Raw genomic sequence first — 20,705 nt, 5'->3', positions numbered from 1 at the left:
TTACTTCCTCACCAGGCTGACAAAGATGTCTTCGAGCGAGCTCTGCGTGGTGTCGAGATCGGAGAAGCGGATGCCGGATTCGCGGAGATCGCCGAGCAGGCTAGTGATCCCGGTGCGCTCGCTCTTAGTGTCGTAGCTGTAGATCAACTGATGGCCGTCCGCTGCCAGTTCGAGGTTGTAGTGAGCCAGGCTGGCTGGAATCTCCGTGACCTTGCCTTGCAGATACAGCTTGAGCTGCTTCTTGCCGAGCTGCTCCATCAGCTTGGTCTTTTCCTCGATCAGGATGATCTCGCCTTTGTTGATGACGCCGATGCGGTCGGCCATCTCCTCGGCTTCTTCGATGTAATGCGTGGTGAGGATCACCGTGACGCCTGCGGCGCGTAGCGTGCGCACGACTTCCCACATGCCCTTGCGGAGCTCGACATCGACGCCGGCGGTGGGCTCGTCGAGGAACAGGATTTGCGGCTCGTGCGACAGCGCCTTGGCGATCATCACGCGGCGCTTCATGCCGCCGGACAGCGTGATGATCTTGTTATCCTTCTTGTCCCACAGCGAGAGGTCTTTCAGGATTTTCTCGATCAGCGCCGGGTTCTTCGGTTTGCCGAACAGGCCGCGGCTGAAACTGACCGTGGCCCAAACCGATTCGAAAGCGTCGGTGTGCAGTTCCTGCGGCACCAGCCCGATCAGCGACCGCGCGGCGCGATAGTCCCGGGCGATGTCGTGACCATCGACCATGACCTTGCCGGAGGTGGCATTGGCGATGCCACAGATGATGCTGATCATCGTCGTCTTGCCGGCGCCGTTCGGCCCCAGCAGCGCGAAGATCTCGCCGCGGTTAATATCGAGGTCGATACCCTTCAGGGCCGTAAAGCCCGAGGCATAGCTCTTGGTCAGATTGGAAACGGAAATGATGGGTGACATCGGCGATATGATCGTTCGAAAAGGGGAAGGCAGAGGACCGGGCGGTCATACCGGGACGCACGAACGGCGCAGCCGAAACGGCTTTGTCGGGCGCGGGGTGCGTACATAGGAATGAAGATGCGCCGGCGCAATCGCGGAACAGGCGATTTTAGGGCTATTCTGCGGCTTCGTAGTCGATCTCGACAATCGTGCCGCCGTCGGCCGCATCGGCAAATGCAGGGTCGCTGGTTAATTGCTCGATGGTGCGCGGCGTCGGAAGGCCGCTCGAGCCGTCCAGATTGCGCCAGTCTCCGGCCGCGTATTCGAGCGTTTCCTCGGCTTCCTCGATCGCTTCATCGAGGGTGTCGCCGGAGGTGACGATGCCGGGCAGGTCGGGAAAGGAAACGTTGAAGATGCCGCTGGCATCCTTCTGAATGAGCGCGATGTAGACCGGCATTGTCAGACGCGTTCCACGAAACTGTCGACGACCTTCTTCTCACCCGCCTTCTCGAACACGATGGTGAGCTTGTTGCCGTCGATCTTGGTCACATTGCCGTAGCCGAATTTCTGGTGGAAGACGCGATCCTGCAGCGTGAAGTCGGACTCCGTGCCGGTGGACTTCGCGATCAACTCGCCCTCGATAGTCATCGGCCGCTTGTTTCGCGATGAAGAGGAGCCGCCGAAAGGCGACTGGCCTTCGCTGAAGCCGCTGCCGCCTTGTCCACCGCCGCGCGAGCGGTTGGCCTGCGCGCGCTGCCAGCCCGGTGTCGAATAGCTTGAGCCGAAGGACTCCACATTGTCGAAGCGCGATGCGCCGTAACCTCCGGCGCCGCCCCAGCCCGAACCGCCCTTTGATTCCGTGATCTCGACATTAGCCGCCGGCAATTCATCGAGGAAGCGCGACGGCATCGTCGTGTTCCAGGTGCCATGAATGCGCCGGTTGGTTGCGAAATAGAGTTTGGCGCGGCGGCGCGCGCGGGTGATGCCGACATGGGCGAGGCGGCGTTCTTCCTCGAGCCCGGCGCGACCCTGATCGTCGAGCGCGCGCTGATGCGGAAACAGGCCTTCTTCCCAGCCCGGTAGAAAGACGTTGTCGAATTCGAGCCCCTTGGCGGAATGCAGTGTCATCACCGACACGGCATCCTCGTCGGCACCGCCCTCGCGATCCATCACCAGCGAGATGTGTTCGAGGAAACCCTGCAGGTTCTCGAACTCCTCCATCGAGCGCACCAGTTCCTTGAGGTTTTCAAGGCGGCCGGCAGCATCGGCGGAGCGATCCTTCTGCCACATGTCGGTGTAACCGCTTTCGTCGAGCACGACTTCGGCAAGCTCGGTATGCGGCATGACCTCGCTTTGCTTGCGCCAGCGTTCGAAGCTCATCATCAGGTCGCGCAGGCTGCCGCGCGCCTTCGGCTTCATCTCGTCGGTCTCGACGACCTGACGTGCGGCCTCGGACAACGGAATGCGGCGCCGGCGGGCGTGGTCGTGCAGCATCTGCACGGTGGCATCGCCGAGGCCGCGCTTGGGCACATTGACGATACGCTCGAAAGCAAGGTCGTCGGCGGGCGAATTGATCACGCGCAGATAGGCGAGTGCGTCACGGATTTCCGCGCGCTCATAGAAGCGCGGGCCGCCGATGACCCGATAGGGCAGGCCGAGCGTGACGAAGCGATCTTCAAATTCGCGCATTTGGAACGAGGCGCGGACGAGGATCGCGATGTCGTTGAGCTTGTTGCCCTCGCGCTGCAACTGTTCGATCTCTTCACCGATCGCACGGGCTTCCTCCTCGGAATCCCATGAGCCGGTGACGGTGACCTTCTCGCCGTCGACGTCCTCGGTGCGCAGCGTCTTGCCGAGGCGGCCTTCGTTATGCGCAATCAGATGCGATGCGGCGGCGAGGATATGGCCGGTCGAACGATAGTTGCGCTCCAGCCGGACGACCTTGGCGCCGGGAAAATCATGTTCGAAGCGAAGGATGTTGTCGACCTCGGCGCCGCGCCAGCCATAGATCGACTGATCGTCGTCGCCGACGCAGCAGATGTTCTTGAGCGGTGCGGAGGGTTTGTTGTCTGCTGATGGCGCGTCCGCTTCCGGCAGCACACGCTGCCCCGGCGCCTGCGACAGCAGCCGCAGCCACAGATACTGCGCGACGTTGGTGTCCTGATATTCGTCGACGAGGATATATTTGAAGCGCTGCTGATACTGTTTCAGCACGTCCGGATGCTCGCGGAACAGCCTGATGCATTCGAGCAATAGATCGCCGAAGTCAGCAGCGTTGAGGGTCTTCAACCGATCCTGATAGGCGGCGTAGAGCTTGCCGCCCTTGCCATTGCCGAACACGGCCGCTTCGCCTGACGGCACCTGCGATGGCGTCAGTCCGCGGTTCTTCCAACCGTCGATCAGGTTGGCCAGCATCCGCGCCGGCCACCGCTTGTCGTCGATATTGTCAGCCTGCAAGAGCTGCTTCAGCAGTCGGATCTGGTCGTCGGTGTCGAGCACCGTGAAATTGGATTTCAACTGCACCAGTTCGGCATGGGTGCGCAGGATGCGGCCACCGATCGAGTGGAAGGTGCCGAGCCACGGCATGCCCTCGACCGCCTGGCCGAGCATGATGCCGAGCCGGTGCTTCATCTCCCGCGCGGCCTTGTTGGTGAAGGTCACCGACAGGATTTCACCGGGCCGCGCACGGCCCATGCTAAGGATATGGGCGATCCGCGAGGTCAAAACCTTGGTCTTGCCGGTGCCGGCACCCGCGAGCACGAGGACAGGGCCGTCGAGCGTCTCGACGGCGTCGCGCTGCTCCGGATTGAGCCCGCTCAGATACTGTGCCGCTGGCGCCGCAGCAGCGCGCGCACGCGCGCCAATGCCGCCCGCCGCCGGTTGGTAGGCAGGGAGATCGTTGGCGGGCATTTTGCGTGCGTCACTCATGCGAATCGTATTCCGCCCACGTTGGCACCGTGGGGCCTTAAAGGGGAGCCTTCTTAGCAGGATAGGAGGGCATATAGGAGCGAGAGGCTTCTGGCGACAGACTTATCCCCGCATGGGGCTCATCTGGCGCCCGTTGGCACGCAGGAGCGCTCTCGTTTGCGTGGTGTTGGCTGGTACGTGGGTCGGGAACTTTCGTTTTCGCTCCGGCTTGTTTCAGCATCAAGCGCGACGGCGAATGCCGCGTCAAAAACCAGAAACTGAGGTTTGTGCCATGTTCAGCTGGGTCGTTACCTTCCTCGTTATCGCTCTCATTGCCGGCGTTCTCGGCTTCGGCGGTATCGCCGGCGCTTCCATCGAAATCGCCAAGGCGATCTTCTTCATCGCCATCGTCCTGTTCCTGATCTCGGCCGTTGTCGGCCTCGTCCGCGGCCGCACGCGCGTCTGACGGTTATTTCTTCGAGGGCATCCCGATCGATCGGCCGATGCCCTCGGGACGATCTACGGATCGGTGCGCATTGGCCAGCGCCTGCACGCGGGCGCTGATATCAGGCGGAAACGGCGCAACCTTCCGGGCCGTCATGTCCATGTGGAGCGTCATGTTTTCCGACGTCGCCGACAGCCATCCCTCGGTGGCGTGGCGCAACTCCTTGAAGGTGTGAATGCGCTTGTCGTCCGCGGCGACAACCAGGATCGACACCTGTGCAGGATCACAGAGATGGATTTCCCTGACATAGCGAACATGGCATTCGGCCGTGAAGGTCGAGTTGTTGCGCGCCCTCATATATTCGGGACCGATCCCGATCTTGAGCCACAGGTCGTCGATCGCCCGGTCGAACAGCACGTTGTAATAGGCCATGTTGAGATGGCCATTATAGTCGATCCATTGCGGTTCGATCTGCATGACATGCGCCCGGAAAGGGACGGATTGCAGCAGCAGATCGTCGGTTGGCTCAATCATCTGTAATTCCTGTCCCGCTCTCACGTCTCTTGACCCGTTATACAACCTTTGCCACGGTCCCGCCGCGTCGGAGGGACTGCTGTGGCTAGCATTGCGAACAATTTGAAACGTCCGGAGCCGAAGGCCTTGGCCACGGCGCTTGAAGCGCTGACGGCGCGTTTTGGTAATCGGCTGGTGACGTCGCAGGCGGTTCGCGAGCAGCATGGCCATACCACGACATGGCTTGCCAACCAGCCGCCGGATGGCGTCGTGTTCGCACAGGAAACCGCGGATATCCAGGACGTGGTCCGGATTTGTGCAGCGAACAAAGTTCCGGTGATCGCATTCGGCACCGGCACGTCGCTGGAAGGTCAGGTCAATGCGCCGGCAGGCGGCATTTGCATCGACATGCGCGACATGAACCAGATTCTGGAAGTGCACAGCGAAGACCTCGACTGCGTGATTCAGCCCGGCGTTACGCGCAAGGCGCTCAACGAAAATCTGCGCGATCAAGGCCTGTTCTTCCCGATCGATCCCGGTGCCGATGCGTCGCTTGGCGGCATGGCGTCGACGCGCGCCTCCGGCACTAACGCGGTGCGTTACGGGACGATGCGCGACAATGTGCTCGCGCTCAAGGTCGTACGCGCCGATGGTGAGATCATCAAGACGGGCACCCGCGCGAAGAAATCTTCGGCGGGGTATGATCTGACGCATCTGTTTGTCGGCGCCGAGGGCACGCTGGGTATCATCAGCGAGTTGACCGTCAAGCTGCGTGGCATTCCTGAAACCATGGCTGCCGCGTCATGTTCGTTCGCCACGGTGGCAGGCGCTTGTCAGGCAACGATTCTAGCAATCCAGACCGGCATTCCCGTCGCACGGATCGAGCTGTTGAACGAGGCGCAGGTGCGTGCCTGTAATGCCTATTCCAAGCTGACGCTGCCGGAAACGCCGCTGCTGCTGCTGGAATTTCATGGCAGCGAGGCCGAAGTGGCCGAGCAGTCGCGAAATTTTCACGAGATCGCACTGGAATGCGGCGGTGGCGATTTCTCGTGGACGACGAAGCCGGAAGATCGCACCAAGCTCTGGCAGGCCCGTCACGATGCCTACTGGTCGGTGAAGAGCATGCGGCCGGGTTCCGACGTTGCGGCCACCGACGTCTGCGTGCCGATTTCCAAACTCGCGGAATGTGTCGCTGCGACGGAAGAGGATCTCGCGCGCCTCGGCCTGTTGGCGCCCATCGTCGGCCACGTCGGCGATGGCAACTTTCATTGCTCGATGGTCTGCGATCGCAATGACGCCAATGAGGTCGCCCGCGCGGAGGACTTCATGCATCGCCTCGCTCAACGGGCGCAGGCGATGGGGGGCACCTGCACGGGTGAACATGGCATCGGGCAAGGCAAGCAAAAGTACATGCAGGCCGAACTGGGCAATGAGGCGCTCGACGCGATGCGGGCGCTCAAGAAGGCGCTCGATCCCGACAATATCTTCAATCCAGGGAAAATCCTGCCGCAGGCGTGACGCCAGATTGCCGCATCCGGTCAGGCCGAATGCGGGCAGGAAAATTCGGCAGCAGCGATAATGCTTAACTATTCTTAAAAAGTTTAAAGTTGTAGATATAATTATATACCAGCATGGATTGCGCTTTTCGGCTACGGAAGGTGCGATCAAAAAGCTTTGACGCAGAATGCGTCCAATAAAAAAGGCATCATCCGATGCGGCTACCGTTTTTCTATGGTTGGGTCATCGTCGCCGTCACGTTCGTTTCCATGGCCATCGGGGTCAATGCGCGGACATCGTTCTCGCTGTTCTTCCCGCCAATTCTCCAGGAGTTCGGCTGGGACCGTGGCGTCACCGCCGGTGCCTTTTCATTCGGCTTTCTGATTTCCGCGATCATGAGCCCGCTGATGGGCAGACTGATGGACCGCGGCGGCCCGCGAGCCGTCATGGAACTTGGCACCGTACTGATGGCTGCTGGCCTGTTGCTGGCACCGCTGACGACGCAGCCGTGGCATCTCTATCTGACTATCGGCGTTCTGGTCGGCGCAGGCAGCGTCTGCCTCGGCTATTCCGGACAATCGCTGTTTCTGCCGAACTGGTTCAGCCGCAAGCGCGGCCTCGCGGTCGGCCTCGCATTCGCCGGCGTCGGCATCGGCTCTGTGACCGTGCTTCCCTGGGTGCAGGTGATGATCGAGCAGACCGGTTGGCGCACGGCCTGCACAGCGGTCGGGCTCGTGGTGCTGGTCGTGCTCGTGCCGATCAATTTGCTGCTGCGCAAACGCCCGCAGGACATGGGGCTCTTGCCGGACGGCGATCAGGCGCCGACCTCGTCGGCGAAGCATGTATCCAATGTGGTTGACCCGGTTTGGGCCAGTATCGACTGGACCCTGGCACGCGCCATACGAACGGCGCGGTTCTGGTGGCTCGCGCTCGGCCTGTTCGGTGGGCTGTATGCTTGGTATGCCGTCCAGGTCCATCAAACCAAGTATCTGCTCGACATCGGCTTTACGCCGGGTGTCGCCGCCTGGGCGCTCGGTATGGTCAGTCTGTTCGGTGTGCCCGGCCAGATATTTCTGGGCCATCTGTCCGATCGCATCGGCCGCGAATGGATCTGGACCGTCAGTGGTGTCGGTTTCGCAATCTGCTTTGCGTCCCTGATTGCGCTGGAGTCCGTGCCGAGTCTGGCGCTCGTCTATGTCATGGTGATCTCGCAGGGCCTGCTGGGCTATGGCGTGACGTCCATCATGGGCGCCGTGGTTTCCGAGATTTTCCAGGGTGAGCATTTCGGCAGCATTTTCGGCACGCTCATGCTGGCCGCGCTGGCCGGCGGCGCCGCCGGTCCCTTGGTGACGGGTGTCCTGCACGACCACTTTGGTACCTATACGCCTGCATTTGCCCTTGGAATCGCAGTCAGCTTCCTTGCGACCTTCGCGGTCTGGATGGCGTCGCCGGGCAAGGTGAGGGCGGTGGCCGGACGTTTGCACCGCGCCCATGGCGCCGCAAAACCGCTGGAGCAGGGTGCTTCGACTTGATCGAAGCCGGGCGATGCGCCGCAAACGGATGGCGAGGGATGACTGATCTGGCCATGTATTGCGTGCTGTGACTTCGCCACAGTTGGTTCTATAAATAGATGCGTTCCCGCGTATTTCTGCGTGGCCATGCAACGTCTGTAAGGCGTATTGCCCGGTGACGTGCTGCAAAGCACTTTGCCTGGCAGGCAGGCGGACATTCTGCTGGAACGCTTGAGGGGAGATTCGGTGCAGACGACACTGCTCGGCCTGGCAATTGCATTCATCCTGGCGCTGGTTGCTGCTCTGGTCGGGCCCTATTTCGTCGACTGGAATCAGTTCCGCCCGCAATTCGAGGCTGAAGCCACGCGCGTGGTCGGTGCGCCCGTTCGCGTCAGCGGCGGGCTGGAGGCGCGGCTGCTGCCGGCGCCGTCGCTGCGGCTGCAGTCGATCACGGTGGGCAGTCCCAACGATCTCGGCAGGATCCGTGCAGTCAATCTCGATGTGGAATTCAGCCTGAGTTCGCTGATGCGCGGCGAATGGCGCGCGACAGAACTCACCATCGGCGGCGCTGCGGTCGATCTCGGCCTCAATGCGCAGGGGCGTATCGAACTTCCGGCTTCCACAGGGCCATTCAATCTTGGCGCGCTGGCGATAGATCGGTTGAACGTCACCGGTCGTGCCGCACTCCATGATGCTGCGAGCAAAAGCACGCTCGAATTCTACGATGTCGCCTTCAGCGGCGATGTTCGCTCATTGGCGGCCGGCGCCATGCGCGGCGACGGCAATTTCCTGTTGTCGGGCGCGCGATATCCGTTCCGTTTGTCCTCCGGGCCGACCGGTGACGGCAACGGCACGCGCGTTCGTTTTACTGTCGACCCCGGCGAGAAGCCCTTGTCCGTCGATCTCGATGGCGTGCTCAACTTCGACAATCGCACGCCACGCTTCGACGGCGCATTGACTCTCGCAAGCCCAGCCGGCCTGAAGGTGAATGGCGCGGGCGATCAACCGCCGACGCCGTGGCGAGTCTTCGCCAAGGTCAAGGCCGATCCGGCGGCTGCGCATGTGGAAACGCTTGAAGCCAGCTATGGCGCGGAAGAGACCGCGTTCAGGTTTGCTGGTCTCGCCGACATGCGCTTTGGCACATCGCCGCTGCTTCATGCGGTGCTATCGGCAAAGCAGCTTGATGCCGACCGCCTGCTTTCCAGAGACAATGCGACCAACGATGCGGTGACGCCATTGCCGGCATTGCGCAGACTGTTGTCGAGCATGCCGATGGCGCCCTTGGCGACACAGATCGAGATTGGCGTGGAGCAGATCATGCTCGGCGGAAAGCCCGTGCAGAATATCGGCGCTGACCTGCGCAGTGATGCGGCTACCTGGATCGTCGATCGTCTCGAATTTCGTGCGCCGGGCGCGACCCGCGTTACGTTGAGTGGCGGCGCAGCACAGCCAGGTGTATCGGATGGCTTCAAGGGCGCCATCGCGGTCGAGTCGTCCGATCCGGATGCGCTTGCTGCGTGGCTCAAGGGCCGAACAGATATCGGCTTGCGCAATCAGAAGCCGCTACGCATTCGCGGCAATATTACTTCGGCCTCCAATCGCCTGGCCATTGAGGCACTCAAGGCGGAGATCGACGGTGGAACGATCGAAGGTCGTGCTGCATATTCGTATCCGTCAGCCGCCGGCGGCCCCCGCTTCGATGCTGACCTGAAGGCCGACCGGCTCGATCTTGACGCTGCGGTGGCTTTGATCCGATCGCTTGGCGAGCCGCAGGCCGAGTGGCCAGATGCAGGGCAGGTGTCACTCGATATCGCGCGTGCTGTGTCGGCCGGGCAGGAGATGCGCCCGTTCGTGGCGCAACTGGCCTACAGCCCAAAGATGATCTCGGTCGATCGCTTCAAAATCGGTGAAGCCACCGGCCTGATGCTCGACGGCCGCGCTTCGTTCGATCGCATGGAAGCCACGGGCGGACTGACACTCAACGCCACATCCGTATCGATGAGTCTGATCAGCAACATGCTCGCGCCGCTGGCGCCGTCTGTTGCGTCGCGGCTCAGCGCCATGATCGCGACGCCCGGCGCGGTTCGCGTCAAACTGTCGCTCGATCTGGCAAAGGATCAACAACGCGCCGATCGCACAAATGCGCGCGCCGTATTCGATATCGATGCGTCGCAGGTGAAGGGGACGACGACGTTGACCGCATCTGCTCCCCTCGCGGCGATGCGTGGCGTCGACCTCAATGAGCTGTCGCGCAGCGATGTGGCACTCGAGTCCAAATTGGTCGGGCAGGGCGGGCAACTTCTCGCATTGTTGGGTCTGAGTAACGTGATCGCCGCAAGCGACGCCATTGTGAATTTCGAAGGATCGGCAAAAGGGCAATGGCGCGCGCCGCTGCGCGTCACGGCAAAACTGTCCGGCGCGGATGTCGATGCCGATGTTCAGGGCAGTGCAGAACCTTGGGCGGGATCACCGAAAGCGTCGCTTGTGCTTGCAATACGCCGCGCCAATCTGGCGCCGCTGGTCGCTCTCAAGCCGTCGGATGCGGCCGCGCAGAATGTCAGCCTGTCATCGCGGCTCACATTGAACGGCGACAAGGTCACGCTTGAAGATATCGACAGCACGCTGGCCGGCTCGCGCATGCGTGGCCGTATTGCGCTGACGCTGGGCGCCGAGAAAGCCATCGATGGTCAGATCGGCATGGATGCGATCGAACTCGGGCCGGCCTTCGGCTTTGCTATAGGCACGAGAGGTCGCGACGCCACGGATCCGCTCGGGCATGGTGTGCTGCAGGGATGGCGCGGGCAATTGGCCTTTCAGGCGCTGCGCGGGACGTTGCCCGGCGGTGTTGAATTGCGTCCCATCAGTGGCACTGTGAAGAGTGATGGCCAGGCCCTGACGATCGATACGATCAAAGGGTCTGTCGGTGGCGGCGAAATCACGGCTGATGTCGATCTCAAGCCATCGATCACCGGATATGCACTTGGGGCTCGCGTGCAATTCTCTGGTGTAGACGGAGTAGCCTTGCGCTATCGCTCACTGGCAATGCCCGCGGGCAAGACGTCGCTGCGGATGACGCTGGCCAGTCAGGGGCGCAGTGCCTCGGCTCTGGAAGGCGCATTGTCCGGCAGTGGATTGCTGACGATCGACGGGGCGCGCATCAATGGCCTCGATCCACGTGCGTTCGACATTGCCATTCGCGCCAGCGATTCCGGGCAGGCGACGAATGACGCCAAGTTGCGTCAGATCGTCGATACCGCGATCACCGGCGGTGCATTGTCCGTAGCTTCGGTGCAGGTGCCGTTCAGTATCAAGGACAGCCGTCTGCGCGTTGGTGCGACGACACTCGATGGCGAAGGAGGGCGTGCGATTGTGTCCGGAGGTTACGATATCGTTGCCGACCAGGTGGATATGCGCGCGACATTGACCGGCACGAGCGCGGGGACGTCGAGCGTTCGACCGGAAGTTCAGATCTTCGCGGTGGGGACGCCTGACAAGCTCGATCGCACGCTAGATGTGGCGGCGCTATCATCCTGGCTCGCAGTGCGCGCAATCGATCGCGAGACGCGCCGGCTTGATTCGCTTGAGCGCGGTGAGTTGCCGCCGGCGGCTGTGCCCGTTGCCGTTCCTCCGCCGTCCGCCTCGCTGCCCGTCGACACGCAGGCGCCTGCGAGCGATCCACCGACAGCCTCTGCGCCCTCCGATGTGCTTCTTCCCGGTCGCGATCCGCGCCGTCTTGCACCGAAGGCTGCTACGCCTCGTCCTGCGACACCGCCTGTTGCAAGTCAGCAGGTTGCGCCGCTGCCAGCACCCATTGAAATTCGTCCGGCACCCGGTGCTGCGCGCGCACCAAGGCTGAGGCCCGCGCCTCCGCTAGTACTGACACCGCCGACCGCGAGTTCGGCGCGGCCGACGTTCTGACGATGACTCAGCGAACACAACCGGCGGCGAAGCGATTCGCTTAAGGTCGGCTGTGTTTACGCCGAGAGATTGTGCTCCGGCATCCGCTGTTGCGGAACGGCACGTGTACGGAAGTAATCGAGCACGAACAGCCGAATCGCGGACGACAAATTGCCCTGCTGACGGTTTGTGTCGATCTCACCAACCAGCTCGGAAAGCGTCATGTCGCGAAGATTCGAAATCTCCTTCATGCCGTTCCAGAACGCCTCTTCGAGACTCACGCTGGTCTTGTGACCCGCAACAACGATCGATCTCTTAACTACGGGCGATTTCATGATGCGTCCTCGCCATCGATGTGATGCTGATCCAGCACGTTGTTCGCACGGACTGTGCGCTGCTCCTGCAATGTTCGTTCTGACTTAGTTCGTCCGAAGCGCACACGGTTTATATCGGCCTGTTTTGCCGATTCCTCTCGTGCAGTGCGCTTCTTGAAGCGATTGAGATTGATCAGGTCACCCATGATCGCTCCTATCTTTAAAAAAATGATGGGGTGGGAAACGTCGTCTTCACCATCCAGTAGTTGTACGAGACGAGGGTGAATGCGGTTTCGGTATCCATCCTAAAATATTCTCCGTAGTTCCAAACAAGCTCCGCAGAAAAATGAAGTCATCTACGAAGCGTAACCAGATCACCTTCTGCTGTATCACAAGGAAAAACGCGTCTGATATGCGACCATTCTAACCATTTAGCAGATATGGATTATAACTATTTCCTTCTGGAGTTATTCTCAACAAGCTGTGAGCAAATATTCTTGCTTACCCAGGATGTATCATTTTGGCCGGCTGAACAAGAAGATCGAACTCTGCTGCACTAACAAAACCGAGCCGCAGCGCTTCCTCCTTCAATGTCGTTCCGTTTGCATGAGCAACCTTAGCTACTTTCGCTGCGTTATCGTAACCGATTTTCGGTGCGAGTGCAGTCACGAGCATCAGTGATCGTTCCATCAACTCATGAATTCGTTTTTCATCGGCGCGAATTCCGTCGATGCAGTGCTCTGTGAAGGATCGCGCAACGTCCGCAATCAATTGGATGGACTGCATCATGCAATGGGCCATCACCGGCTTGTAGACATTGAGTTCGAAGTGCCCCTGACTGCCGGCTACCGTAATTGCCGTGTGGTTGCCGAATACCTGGCAGCATACCATTGTCATTGCTTCACATTGTGTCGGATTTACCTTTCCAGGCATAATCGATGAGCCAGGCTCGTTCTCCGGAAGTATCAATTCGCCAAGTCCGGAACGGGGCCCGGATCCGAGCAGCCGGATATCGTTTGCAATTTTAAATAGACTAGTTGCAACCGAGTTGATCGCACCGTGTGCAAACACATAGGCGTCGTTTGATGCGAGTGCTTCGAATTTGTTCGGTGCAGTAATGAAAGGCAGCTTGGTGATTGTTGCTGCGTGCTTCGCGAACAACTTCGCAAAACGAGGTTTGGAGTTGAGGCCCGTCCCGACTGCAGTTCCACCTTGGGCGAGCGGGTAGAGATCCTTCACGACGCTTCGCAAACGTTTGATGCCGCTTTCGATCTGTGCAGCATAGCCCGAAAATTCCTGCCCAAGCGTGAGCGGCGTCGCGTCTTGTGTATGTGTGCGTCCGATCTTCACGATCTTTGCGAAGGCTTTTTCCTTCTTGCGCAGCGCAGCATGTAGTTCGCTTAGTGCGGGGATGAGGTACTCAACAATACCCTGCGTTGCCGCAATGTGCATCGCAGTCGGAAACGAATCGTTGGACGATTGACTCATGTTGACATGGTCATTGGGATGCACTGGCTTCTTGGTTCCGCGTTCACCGCCAAGGAGTTCGTTCGCACGATTGGCAATGACCTCATTGAGATTCATGTTGGTCTGCGTGCCGGAGCCGGTTTGCCAGACGACCAGTGGGAAGTGATCATCCAGCTTCCCATCGATGACTTCGCGCGCTGCGCTCACAATGGCTTTTGCAAGCTTGGGCTCGAGAAGTTTGAGTTCGCGATTGGTTTCGGCCGCTGCCAGCTTGACGATGCCGAGCGCGCGAATGATCGGCATCGGCATGCGATCGTGACCGATCTTGAAATTCTGTCGCGACCGTTCCGTTTGTGCTCCCCAATAACGATCCGCTGCGACCTCGATCGGACCGAAGCTGTCGGTTTCGGTGCGGGTGGTGGCAGTGGCGGAGGTCTTCGAGGATTTGGCCATGGGTACGGTCCTTGCGATGCCGCGCTCCCTGCAGAGACTTCTGGCGGGTACGGCGCATAAGAATGGGGCCGCGCGAACGCGGCCCCGGCACCTTACAACGTCTTGCGATTATTTTTTCCGGAAGCGGTCTAAACGGACGACTTCTGCACCTTCGCCCGATTTTGGCGGTTCTTCCTCTGAAGCAGGCGCGGGCGGAGCCGGAGGGGCGGCGAGAGCAGATGCCGCAGTGGCTGCGGACGACGCACCGGCAGCCGGGGTCTCTGCAGCGGTTTCGGTTTCGAACTGCAGGCCGAACTGCACCGAAGGGTCGTAGAAGCTCTTGATGGCGTTGAACGGCACGACGAGACGCTCGGGGATGCCGTTAAAGGACAGGCCGACCTCGAAGCGATCTTCGGTGACCACGAGATCCCAGAACTGATGTTGCAGGATCACTGTCATTTCCTCTGGATACTGGGCCAGCAGGCGCGGCGACAGTTTGACGCCGTCGGCCGTTGAAACGAAGGTGATAAAGAAGTGGTGCTCGCCCGGCAGGCCATGCTCGGCAGCGTCGATCAGCACGCGGCGCAGAACGCCACGGAGGGCGTCGCGCGCCAGCACATCGTATCGAATATGATCGGTTGCCATCGGTCGGTCCCGTCGCTTGTCTTGGTCATGGCCATATATGGAGTGAGGGCGAGGTCGGAGGCCGACTCGCGTCACATACTGTTCTATCTATTCTATCCCGGTCTTGACCCGAGGTCAGCAGCCGGAAAAGCTGGCGCCCTCTATATATGACGCAAATTGGACGCGATACAGCCGGGCGGTCATTTCAACCGCCGATTGGCGTGGAAACAGGCAAAAATCGATTGGCCCGATGGGCGGATGGCTCTAGTTCTGGACCATGCGTCCAAGTTCACCACAGGCTGACGCCTCAGTTGCGGAACTCGCGTCGGCATCGCCGCCGGGACTGCTGACGCTATTCCTTGCCTTTGCGAAGATGTCCTTGGCCGGTTTCGGTGGCGTTCTGGTCTGGGCGCGCCGGGCGATCGTCGAGCGGCATAGCTGGATGACGCCCGAGGAATTCAACGAGACTTTTGCGCTTTGCCACTTCTTGCCCGGGCCGAATATCGTCAATCTGTCGGTTGTCTTTGGATCGCGGTTTCGCGGCGTGCCTGGCGCCATTGCAGCCTTTGCGGGATTGCTAGGTCCGCCCGTGATCATCGTGACCATTCTGGCGATCCTGTATGCACGCTTTGGGGATATCGAAGTGCTGCGGCGCACACTGGCCGGCGTCTCATGCGCTGCCGTCGGACTGCTGTTCGCGGTAATTTTCCGAATGATGCTGCCTCTTCTGAAGAAGCGTGAGCCGGTCAGCCTGGCGCTCCTGACCGCCGTTTTCGTCGCCGTTGGCGTGATGCGATGGCCATTGCCGACCGTTCTTCTGGTATCGATTCCCGTCAGTATCGGCCTGACCATGTTGATGCGACGGCGGGTGGCAGCATGAACGACGCCACCCCCGGATCGCTTGTCACGCTGGCCTGGTCGTTCGGGCTGATGTCGCTTTTTGCCGTGGGCGGCGCCAATTCGGCCATTCCCGAAATTCATCGGCTCGCGGTCGACGTCAACCACTGGATGTCTGACAAGCAGTTCGCCGATGTGTTTGCGATCTCGCAGCTGTCGCCGGGGCCGAACGTTCTCATTGTGACGCTGATCGGCTATCAGGTCGCCGGCATCCTCGGCGCGATGGTTGCAACACTCGCCATGTGCGGGCCAACGGCCGTGTTTGCTTATTTTGTCAGCCAATTGCTTGCGCGGTCGGGCCACGCGCAATGGCCAGGAATCGTACAGGCAGCGCTGGTCCCCTTATCGATAGGCCTCATGAGCGCGAGCGGGCTGGTTCTGCTTTTTGCTTCCGACACCACCTGGATGGCGTTTCTGGTAACGGGGAGTGCCGCCGTTTTGGCGTTTGCCACGCGGCTTAACCCGCTATGGTTGTTAGTTGCCGGGGGCCTTCTTGGTTTCGCTGGCGTTCTCTGACGAAAATCGCTAGCAAGCTTGACCACGGAGCCGTTGGGCGGTCTCCGAACGATGTTGTTTGGGCTAAAAGCTCGTGACAGGGGAACGTACCAATGAGTGATGCGCCGAGCCATGCGCCGGAGAAATCCATCTTACCGAGCTGGGTCAAAGGCCCTCAAGATTTTATCGGCGGCCTTGCTTTGGTGGCGATTGCTGCATTTGCTCTGTGGGCATCCAGCGATCTCCAGGGCATGCATGGCTTTTCGTTCGGAGCAGGTACCGCGCCGCGGATGTTCGGCATTCTGCTGCTCGGTCTTGGTGCAGCCGTAACCGTTGTCGGCATTTTCACAGAAGGCCCTGGGCTCTCCAAGTTCCACTGGCGCGGTCCGTTTTTTGTGGCGCTGGCCATTCTGGTTTTCGCGGTCGGCATTCGTCCGATGGGCATGATCTTCGCGGCGATGTCGAGTTTTCTGATTGCTGCGCTCGGTACGCCCGAGACGCGCTGGAAAGAAACGATCATCGTGGGCGCCTGCCTCACTGGCTTCTGCGCCTTGCTGTTCCCGTACGCGCTTGGTCTGCCGTTGCAGATGTGGCCGACATTTCTGATCCGCTAAGAACGAGGGCGTCATGGGTGATCTTTTTTCGAATCTCGGTCTTGGCTTCAGCACCGTCTTCCAGTTCGTGCAGTGGACGCCGGCGTTCCTCGGCGGAATGTCGATCCCGCTTCCGATCAATATCCTGCTCTGTCTGATCGGTGCGCTGGTCGGTACGCTGGTCGGCGTTCTGCCGGGCATCGGCACCATTGCCACCGTCGCGATGCTGCTGCCGATCACGTTCGGTCTGCCGCCCGTCGGCGCGCTGATCATGCTCGCCGGCATTTATTACGGTGCGCAGTATGGCGGTTCGACTACGTCGATCCTGGTCAATATTCCGGGTGAAGCGGGTTCCGTCGTGACTGCGCTCGACGGCTTCCAGATGGCGAAGCAGGGCCGTGCCGGTCCGGCGCTCGCGATTGCAGCAATCGGCTCGTTCTTTGCGGGTTGCGTTGCGACGGTTCTTATCGCTGTGCTCGGCGCGCCGCTGACCAAGCTCGCGCTTGCCTTCGGTCCTGCAGAATACTTCTCGCTGATGGTGCTCGGCCTGATCTTTGCCGTGGTGCTTGCCAAGGGCTCGGTGCTGAAGGCGATCGCGATGATCGTATTCGGTCTGCTGCTGTCCATGGTTGGCTCGGACATCGAAACTGGCGCGTCGCGCATGTCGTTCAACATTCCTGAACTTGCTGACGGCTTGGGCTTTGCCACGGTCGCCATGGGCTTGTTTGGCTTTGCTGAAATCATCCGCAACCTGGATGCGGGCGGTGAGGAAGATCGCCAGCTCGTGCAGCAGAAGGTCACGGGCCTGATGCCGACCAAGAAGGATTTGAAGGACTCTGCGCCTGCAATTCTGCGCGGCACCGTGCTCGGCTCCATTCTCGGCATTCTGCCGGGCGGCGGCGCGGTCATCGCGTCCTTCGCGGCCTATACGCTTGAGAAGAAGCTGTCGAAGGATCCGAAGCGTTTTGGTCGTGGAGCGATCGAAGGCGTTGCGGCGCCGGAAAGCGCCAACAACGCCGCAGCGCAAACCTCGTTCATCCCGCTGCTCACCCTCGGCATTCCGCCGAATGCGGTGATGGCTCTGATGGTCGGCGCGATGACCATTCATGGCATCGTGCCGGGTCCGCAGGTGATGCAGAAGCAGCCGGAACTCGTCTGGGGCATGATCGCCTCGATGTGGATCGGCAACCTGATGCTGCTCGTCATCAACCTGCCGATGGTCGGCATCTGGGTTCGGCTGCTTCGTGTGCCGTATCGCCTGATGTTCCCGTCGATCGTGGTGTTCTGCAGCATCGGCATCTATTCGGTGAACAACGCACCGATGGACGTGGTGCTCGCGGGCATATTCGGTTTGCTCGGCTACTGGCTGATCAAGCATGACTTCGAACCGGCGCCGCTGCTGCTCGGCATGGTGCTCGGTCCGCTGATGGAAGAGAACCTGCGTCGTGCACTGCTGATCTCGCGCGGCGATGCGACTGTGTTTTTCACCCGTCCGTTGTCGGCGACCCTGATGGCAATCTCGGCGTTCCTGCTGATCCTCGCTGTGCTTCCCGCACTGCGAAAGAAGCGCGACGAAGTCTTCGTCGAATCCGAGAGCTGACGAAGCTCTCCACGCATCTGCGTCGTTACGCCACGGCCCGAAGTCGAATAGACTTCGGGCCTTTGCTTATATTCAGTCCCGCGACTGTCGGCATTTCGCGGCAAAAATATTCTCGGAGAGGAAATCAAATGAAGCTGTTCAATCGCAGAGTTGCGATCAGTGGCCTGGCGGCCGTCGCCGGCTTTGGTGCACTGGCAACCGCTGTTCAGGCGCAGGAATACCCGACCCGCAACATCACCATGATCGTGCCGTTCGCGGCCGGTGGCCCGACCGACGTGATCGCGCGCATCGTCGCCGCGGACATGTCGAAGACGCTCGGCCAGCAGATCATCATCGAGAACGTCGTCGGCGCTGGCGGCACGACTGGCGCGACGCGTGCAGCGCGTGCGGCCAATGACGGCTACACGATCATCACCGGCCACATGGGCACCCATGCTGCGGCCGTGCCGCTGTATCCGAAGCTCGCTTATCACCCCGAGAAGGATTTCGAGCCCGTCGCGCTGCTGGCCGGCACGCCGATTCTGATCCTGGCGAAGAAGGATTTCGCGCCAAAGGATCTCAAGGAATTCGTCACCTATGTGAAGGCCAATAGCGACAAGTTGAACATGGCCCATGCCGGCGTCGGTTCTGTGTCGTATTCGTCCTGCGAATTGCTGAGCTCGGTTCTGGATATCAAGCCGACCGGTGTGCCGTTCAATGGCACCGGTCCGGCGATGAACGCGCTGGTCGGTGGTCAGGTCGACTATATGTGCGACCAGATCGTCAATGCGGTTCCGCAGATCAAGGGCGGCACCATCAAGGCCTATGCCATCGCGACGCCCGATCGTAACCCGTCGCTGCCGGACGTCCCGACCACCATCGAAGCCGGTTTGCCGAAGTATCAGGCCTCGGCCTGGAACGCGATCTTCGCGCCCAAGGGCACGCCTGCCGCGATCACCGCCAAGCTGAACGCCGCGGCCGCCAAGGCGCTGGACGACGAGAACGTCAAGAAGCGTCTGCTCGATCTCGGGTCGGACATTCCGAAGCCGGAAGCCCGCACCCAGGCTGCGCTCGGTTCGCTGGTGAAGAGCGAAGTCGAGAAGTGGTCAGCGGTGCTCAAGCCCGCAATGTGATCGGGAACCGGCTAACCAATTGATTTCAAGGGCTGGGTCCTCACGGATACAGCCCTTGCCGTTTGCGGGGCAGGGACACACTTTTTCGGGTATAATCCGGGAATCGGCGTGTCCGACCACCGGCCGAGGCGATAAGTTCGCCCGCTCACGAGCCCGCAAGATCGACCATGAACCAGTATCACGACCTGCTAGAGCGAATCCTGAGCGACGGTGCCGAGAAGCACGACCGCACCGGCACAGGCACGCTGTCGGTGTTCGGCCATCAGATGCGCTTCAAGCTCAGCGATGGCTTCCCCGTCCTGACCACCAAGAAGCTGTCGCTGAAGGCGATCATCCATGAGCTGCTGTGGTTTTTGGCAGGCGACACCAACATCAAATATCTCAAGGACCACGGCGTCTCGATCTGGGATGAATGGGCAGATGCCAATGGCGATCTCGGTCCGGTCTATGGATCGCAGTGGCGCTCGTGGCCGGCGCCCGACGGACGGAGCATCGATCAGATCACCAATGTCATCGACATGATCAAGCGCAATCCGGACTCGCGCCGGCTGATCGTAACGGCGTGGAATCCGGCCGAGATAGATCAGATGGCACTGCCGCCATGTCATTGTCTTTTCCAATTCTATGTCGTCAACGGCAAGCTCTCCTGCCAGCTCTATCAGCGCTCGGCCGACGTCTTCCTCGGCGTGCCGTTCAATATCGCCTCCTATGCGCTGCTGACGATGATGATCGCGCAGGTCACGGGTCTCAAGCCCGGCGACTTCGTCCACACTCTTGGCGACACGCATCTCTACTCGAATCACCTGGAGCAGGCGCGGCTACAACTGACGCGGCCGACGCGCACGCTGCCGGTGATGAAGATCAATCCGGATGTGAAGGACATCTTCGCGTTCCGCTATGAGGACTTCACCCTCGAAGGCTACGATCCGCATCCGCACATCAAGGCCGAGGTTGCGGTTTGACCGCAACGACGGCTGCCCCCCAGGTCGTCTTCGTCTATGCCGTCGCCGAGAATGGCGTGATCGGGCAGGGCAATGCTATTCCATGGCGGCTGAAGTCGGACATGCAGCGCTTCAAGGCGCTTACCATTGGCAAGCCCATCGTGATGGGCCGGAAGACGTTCGAGTCGTTTCCGAAGCCGCTGCCGGGACGGACCAATATCGTCATCACGCGCAATGCGGGCTATCAGGCCGCAGGCGCCGTAGTCACCACATCGCTTGCCGATGCACGCGCGGTGGCGACTGGCGATGCGCTGCGGCGTTTGGTCACTGAGATTGCCGTGATCGGCGGCGCCGAGATCTATGCCCAATGGATGGGGATCGCCGACCGTCTCGAAGTCACCGAAGTTCACGCGCAGCCGACCGGCGATACCTTTATGTCGCCGGTTGATCTCACTGTGTGGGAAGAAGTTGCGCGCGTCAGGAACGCTGCGGCGGGCGAGGACAGCGTCGATTTCTCCTATGTGACATATTGCCGGAGAGCGCCCCGTTAACCGCGTTTT

General features: G+C 60.5%; 19 protein-coding genes. 11 read left to right on the top strand and 8 right to left on the bottom strand.

Annotation, left to right across the window (positions count from 1 at the left end; genetic code table 11):
* The 3 genes from AB8A38_RS09730 to AB8A38_RS09720 form a co-directional block, all read right to left on the bottom strand.
* The gene (locus tag AB8A38_RS09730; protein WP_089268247.1) at positions 1 to 921 is read right to left on the bottom strand and encodes an ABC transporter ATP-binding protein; all 921 of its coding nucleotides are present in this window, start codon (positions 919 to 921) and stop codon (positions 1 to 3) included.
* Between the two features lie 154 nt (positions 922 to 1,075).
* Complete coding sequence (locus AB8A38_RS09725) at positions 1,076 to 1,357, bottom strand: type II toxin-antitoxin system HicB family antitoxin (RefSeq protein ID WP_315841342.1); 282 nt, start codon at positions 1,355 to 1,357, stop codon at positions 1,076 to 1,078.
* Between the two features lie 2 nt (positions 1,358 to 1,359).
* Entirely contained in the window at positions 1,360 to 3,828 is a 2,469-nt protein-coding gene (locus AB8A38_RS09720) for an ATP-dependent helicase (RefSeq protein WP_439085831.1), read from the bottom strand.
* Between the two features lie 271 nt (positions 3,829 to 4,099).
* Between AB8A38_RS09720 and AB8A38_RS09715 the strand changes: the two genes are divergently transcribed.
* Entirely contained in the window at positions 4,100 to 4,273 is a 174-nt protein-coding gene (locus AB8A38_RS09715) for a DUF1328 domain-containing protein (protein WP_115033412.1), read from the top strand.
* 3 nt (positions 4,274 to 4,276) lie between these two features.
* Here the strand turns inward: AB8A38_RS09715 and AB8A38_RS09710 are convergent, their stop codons facing one another.
* Complete coding sequence (locus AB8A38_RS09710) at positions 4,277 to 4,786, bottom strand: thioesterase family protein (RefSeq protein ID WP_439085830.1); 510 nt, start codon at positions 4,784 to 4,786, stop codon at positions 4,277 to 4,279.
* A gap of 81 nt (positions 4,787 to 4,867) precedes the next feature.
* Here AB8A38_RS09710 and AB8A38_RS09705 point away from each other — a divergent pair, with 81 nt between their 5' ends.
* The 3 genes from AB8A38_RS09705 (at position 4,868) to AB8A38_RS09695 (ending at position 11,691) form a co-directional block, all read left to right on the top strand.
* Positions 4,868 to 6,283, top strand: a complete 1,416-nt coding sequence (locus AB8A38_RS09705; protein WP_439085829.1) for an FAD-binding oxidoreductase — start codon at positions 4,868 to 4,870, stop codon at positions 6,281 to 6,283.
* A 194-nt stretch (positions 6,284 to 6,477) separates the two neighbouring features.
* Positions 6,478 to 7,794 carry an MFS transporter gene (locus AB8A38_RS09700; protein WP_315841346.1) on the top strand — a complete coding sequence of 439 codons (1,317 nt, stop codon included), beginning with the start codon at positions 6,478 to 6,480 and terminating at the stop codon, positions 7,792 to 7,794.
* Between the two features lie 225 nt (positions 7,795 to 8,019).
* Complete coding sequence (locus AB8A38_RS09695; protein WP_439085828.1) at positions 8,020 to 11,691, top strand: AsmA family protein; 3,672 nt, start codon at positions 8,020 to 8,022, stop codon at positions 11,689 to 11,691.
* Between the two features lie 56 nt (positions 11,692 to 11,747).
* Here AB8A38_RS09695 and AB8A38_RS09690 read toward each other — a convergent pair whose 3' ends face one another.
* The 4 genes from AB8A38_RS09690 to AB8A38_RS09675 all read right to left on the bottom strand — a co-directional run bounded on the left by AB8A38_RS09690 (position 11,748) and on the right by AB8A38_RS09675 (position 14,528).
* Complete coding sequence (locus AB8A38_RS09690; protein WP_068734045.1) at positions 11,748 to 12,005, bottom strand: ribbon-helix-helix domain-containing protein; 258 nt, start codon at positions 12,003 to 12,005, stop codon at positions 11,748 to 11,750.
* Positions 12,002 to 12,190, bottom strand: a complete 189-nt coding sequence (locus AB8A38_RS09685) for a DUF4169 family protein (protein WP_116660764.1) — start codon at positions 12,188 to 12,190, stop codon at positions 12,002 to 12,004. The genes AB8A38_RS09690 and AB8A38_RS09685 overlap by 4 nt, the downstream gene beginning before the upstream one ends.
* A gap of 295 nt (positions 12,191 to 12,485) precedes the next feature.
* Positions 12,486 to 13,904 carry a class II fumarate hydratase gene (fumC, locus tag AB8A38_RS09680; RefSeq protein WP_439085827.1) on the bottom strand — a complete coding sequence of 473 codons (1,419 nt, stop codon included), beginning with the start codon at positions 13,902 to 13,904 and terminating at the stop codon, positions 12,486 to 12,488.
* Between the two features lie 108 nt (positions 13,905 to 14,012).
* Positions 14,013 to 14,528 carry an SspB family protein gene (locus tag AB8A38_RS09675; protein WP_439057706.1) on the bottom strand — a complete coding sequence of 172 codons (516 nt, stop codon included), beginning with the start codon at positions 14,526 to 14,528 and terminating at the stop codon, positions 14,013 to 14,015.
* A 256-nt stretch (positions 14,529 to 14,784) separates the two neighbouring features.
* Here AB8A38_RS09675 and AB8A38_RS09670 point away from each other — a divergent pair, with 256 nt between their 5' ends.
* From AB8A38_RS09670 to AB8A38_RS09640, 7 genes are all read left to right on the top strand, one after another.
* Positions 14,785 to 15,387, top strand: coding sequence for a chromate transporter (locus tag AB8A38_RS09670; RefSeq protein ID WP_439085826.1), 603 nt, complete (start codon positions 14,785 to 14,787; stop codon positions 15,385 to 15,387).
* On the top strand, positions 15,384 to 15,920 hold the full coding sequence (locus tag AB8A38_RS09665) for a chromate transporter (RefSeq protein ID WP_315841351.1): 537 nt from the start codon (positions 15,384 to 15,386) through the stop codon (positions 15,918 to 15,920). Before AB8A38_RS09670 ends, AB8A38_RS09665 begins: the two co-directional genes overlap by 4 nt.
* A gap of 92 nt (positions 15,921 to 16,012) precedes the next feature.
* A complete protein-coding gene (locus AB8A38_RS09660) occupies positions 16,013 to 16,513 on the top strand; it encodes a tripartite tricarboxylate transporter TctB family protein (RefSeq protein ID WP_089268259.1) in 501 nt (166 codons plus the stop codon).
* Positions 16,514 to 16,526: 13 nt separating this feature from the next.
* The gene (locus tag AB8A38_RS09655; protein ID WP_439085825.1) at positions 16,527 to 18,092 is read left to right on the top strand and encodes a tripartite tricarboxylate transporter permease; all 1,566 of its coding nucleotides are present in this window, start codon (positions 16,527 to 16,529) and stop codon (positions 18,090 to 18,092) included.
* Positions 18,093 to 18,220: 128 nt separating this feature from the next.
* Complete coding sequence (locus AB8A38_RS09650; RefSeq protein WP_315841352.1) at positions 18,221 to 19,204, top strand: tripartite tricarboxylate transporter substrate-binding protein; 984 nt, start codon at positions 18,221 to 18,223, stop codon at positions 19,202 to 19,204.
* Between the two features lie 167 nt (positions 19,205 to 19,371).
* Positions 19,372 to 20,166 (top strand): thymidylate synthase, encoded by a 795-nt coding sequence (locus AB8A38_RS09645; RefSeq protein WP_315841353.1) that lies wholly within the window; start codon positions 19,372 to 19,374, stop codon positions 20,164 to 20,166.
* Entirely contained in the window at positions 20,163 to 20,696 is a 534-nt protein-coding gene (locus AB8A38_RS09640; protein WP_439085824.1) for a dihydrofolate reductase, read from the top strand. Before AB8A38_RS09645 ends, AB8A38_RS09640 begins: the two co-directional genes overlap by 4 nt.
* The last annotated feature ends 9 nt before the right edge of the window (positions 20,697 to 20,705 follow it).

It is taken from the genome of Tardiphaga sp. 839_C3_N1_4 (assembly GCF_051811045.1).
Taxonomy (GTDB): Bacteria; Pseudomonadota; Alphaproteobacteria; order Rhizobiales; family Xanthobacteraceae; genus Tardiphaga.
This window is presented reverse-complemented; position numbering and strand designations above follow the sequence as displayed.

What these genes read in the sequence shown, in the direction of transcription:
- AB8A38_RS09665 (WP_315841351.1), top strand. Translation starts at nt 15,384, where the DNA reads ATGAACGACGCCACCCCCGGATCGCTTGTCACGCTGGCCTGGTCGTTC.
- AB8A38_RS09710 (WP_439085830.1), bottom strand. Translation starts at nt 4,786, where the DNA reads ATGATTGAGCCAACCGACGATCTGCTGCTGCAATCCGTCCCTTTCCGG.
- AB8A38_RS09650 (WP_315841352.1), top strand. Translation starts at nt 18,221, where the DNA reads ATGAAGCTGTTCAATCGCAGAGTTGCGATCAGTGGCCTGGCGGCCGTC.
- AB8A38_RS09730 (WP_089268247.1), bottom strand. Translation starts at nt 921, where the DNA reads ATGTCACCCATCATTTCCGTTTCCAATCTGACCAAGAGCTATGCCTCG.
- AB8A38_RS09655 (WP_439085825.1), top strand. Translation starts at nt 16,527, where the DNA reads ATGGGTGATCTTTTTTCGAATCTCGGTCTTGGCTTCAGCACCGTCTTC.
- AB8A38_RS09725 (WP_315841342.1), bottom strand. Translation starts at nt 1,357, where the DNA reads ATGCCGGTCTACATCGCGCTCATTCAGAAGGATGCCAGCGGCATCTTC.
- AB8A38_RS09715 (WP_115033412.1), top strand. Translation starts at nt 4,100, where the DNA reads ATGTTCAGCTGGGTCGTTACCTTCCTCGTTATCGCTCTCATTGCCGGC.
- AB8A38_RS09690 (WP_068734045.1), bottom strand. Translation starts at nt 12,005, where the DNA reads ATGAAATCGCCCGTAGTTAAGAGATCGATCGTTGTTGCGGGTCACAAG.
- AB8A38_RS09685 (WP_116660764.1), bottom strand. Translation starts at nt 12,190, where the DNA reads ATGGGTGACCTGATCAATCTCAATCGCTTCAAGAAGCGCACTGCACGA.
- AB8A38_RS09670 (WP_439085826.1), top strand. Translation starts at nt 14,785, where the DNA reads ATGCGTCCAAGTTCACCACAGGCTGACGCCTCAGTTGCGGAACTCGCG.
- AB8A38_RS09645 (WP_315841353.1), top strand. Translation starts at nt 19,372, where the DNA reads ATGAACCAGTATCACGACCTGCTAGAGCGAATCCTGAGCGACGGTGCC.
- fumC (WP_439085827.1), bottom strand. Translation starts at nt 13,904, where the DNA reads ATGGCCAAATCCTCGAAGACCTCCGCCACTGCCACCACCCGCACCGAA.
- AB8A38_RS09700 (WP_315841346.1), top strand. Translation starts at nt 6,478, where the DNA reads ATGCGGCTACCGTTTTTCTATGGTTGGGTCATCGTCGCCGTCACGTTC.
- AB8A38_RS09675 (WP_439057706.1), bottom strand. Translation starts at nt 14,528, where the DNA reads ATGGCAACCGATCATATTCGATACGATGTGCTGGCGCGCGACGCCCTC.
- AB8A38_RS09660 (WP_089268259.1), top strand. Translation starts at nt 16,013, where the DNA reads ATGAGTGATGCGCCGAGCCATGCGCCGGAGAAATCCATCTTACCGAGC.
- AB8A38_RS09720 (WP_439085831.1), bottom strand. Translation starts at nt 3,828, where the DNA reads ATGAGTGACGCACGCAAAATGCCCGCCAACGATCTCCCTGCCTACCAA.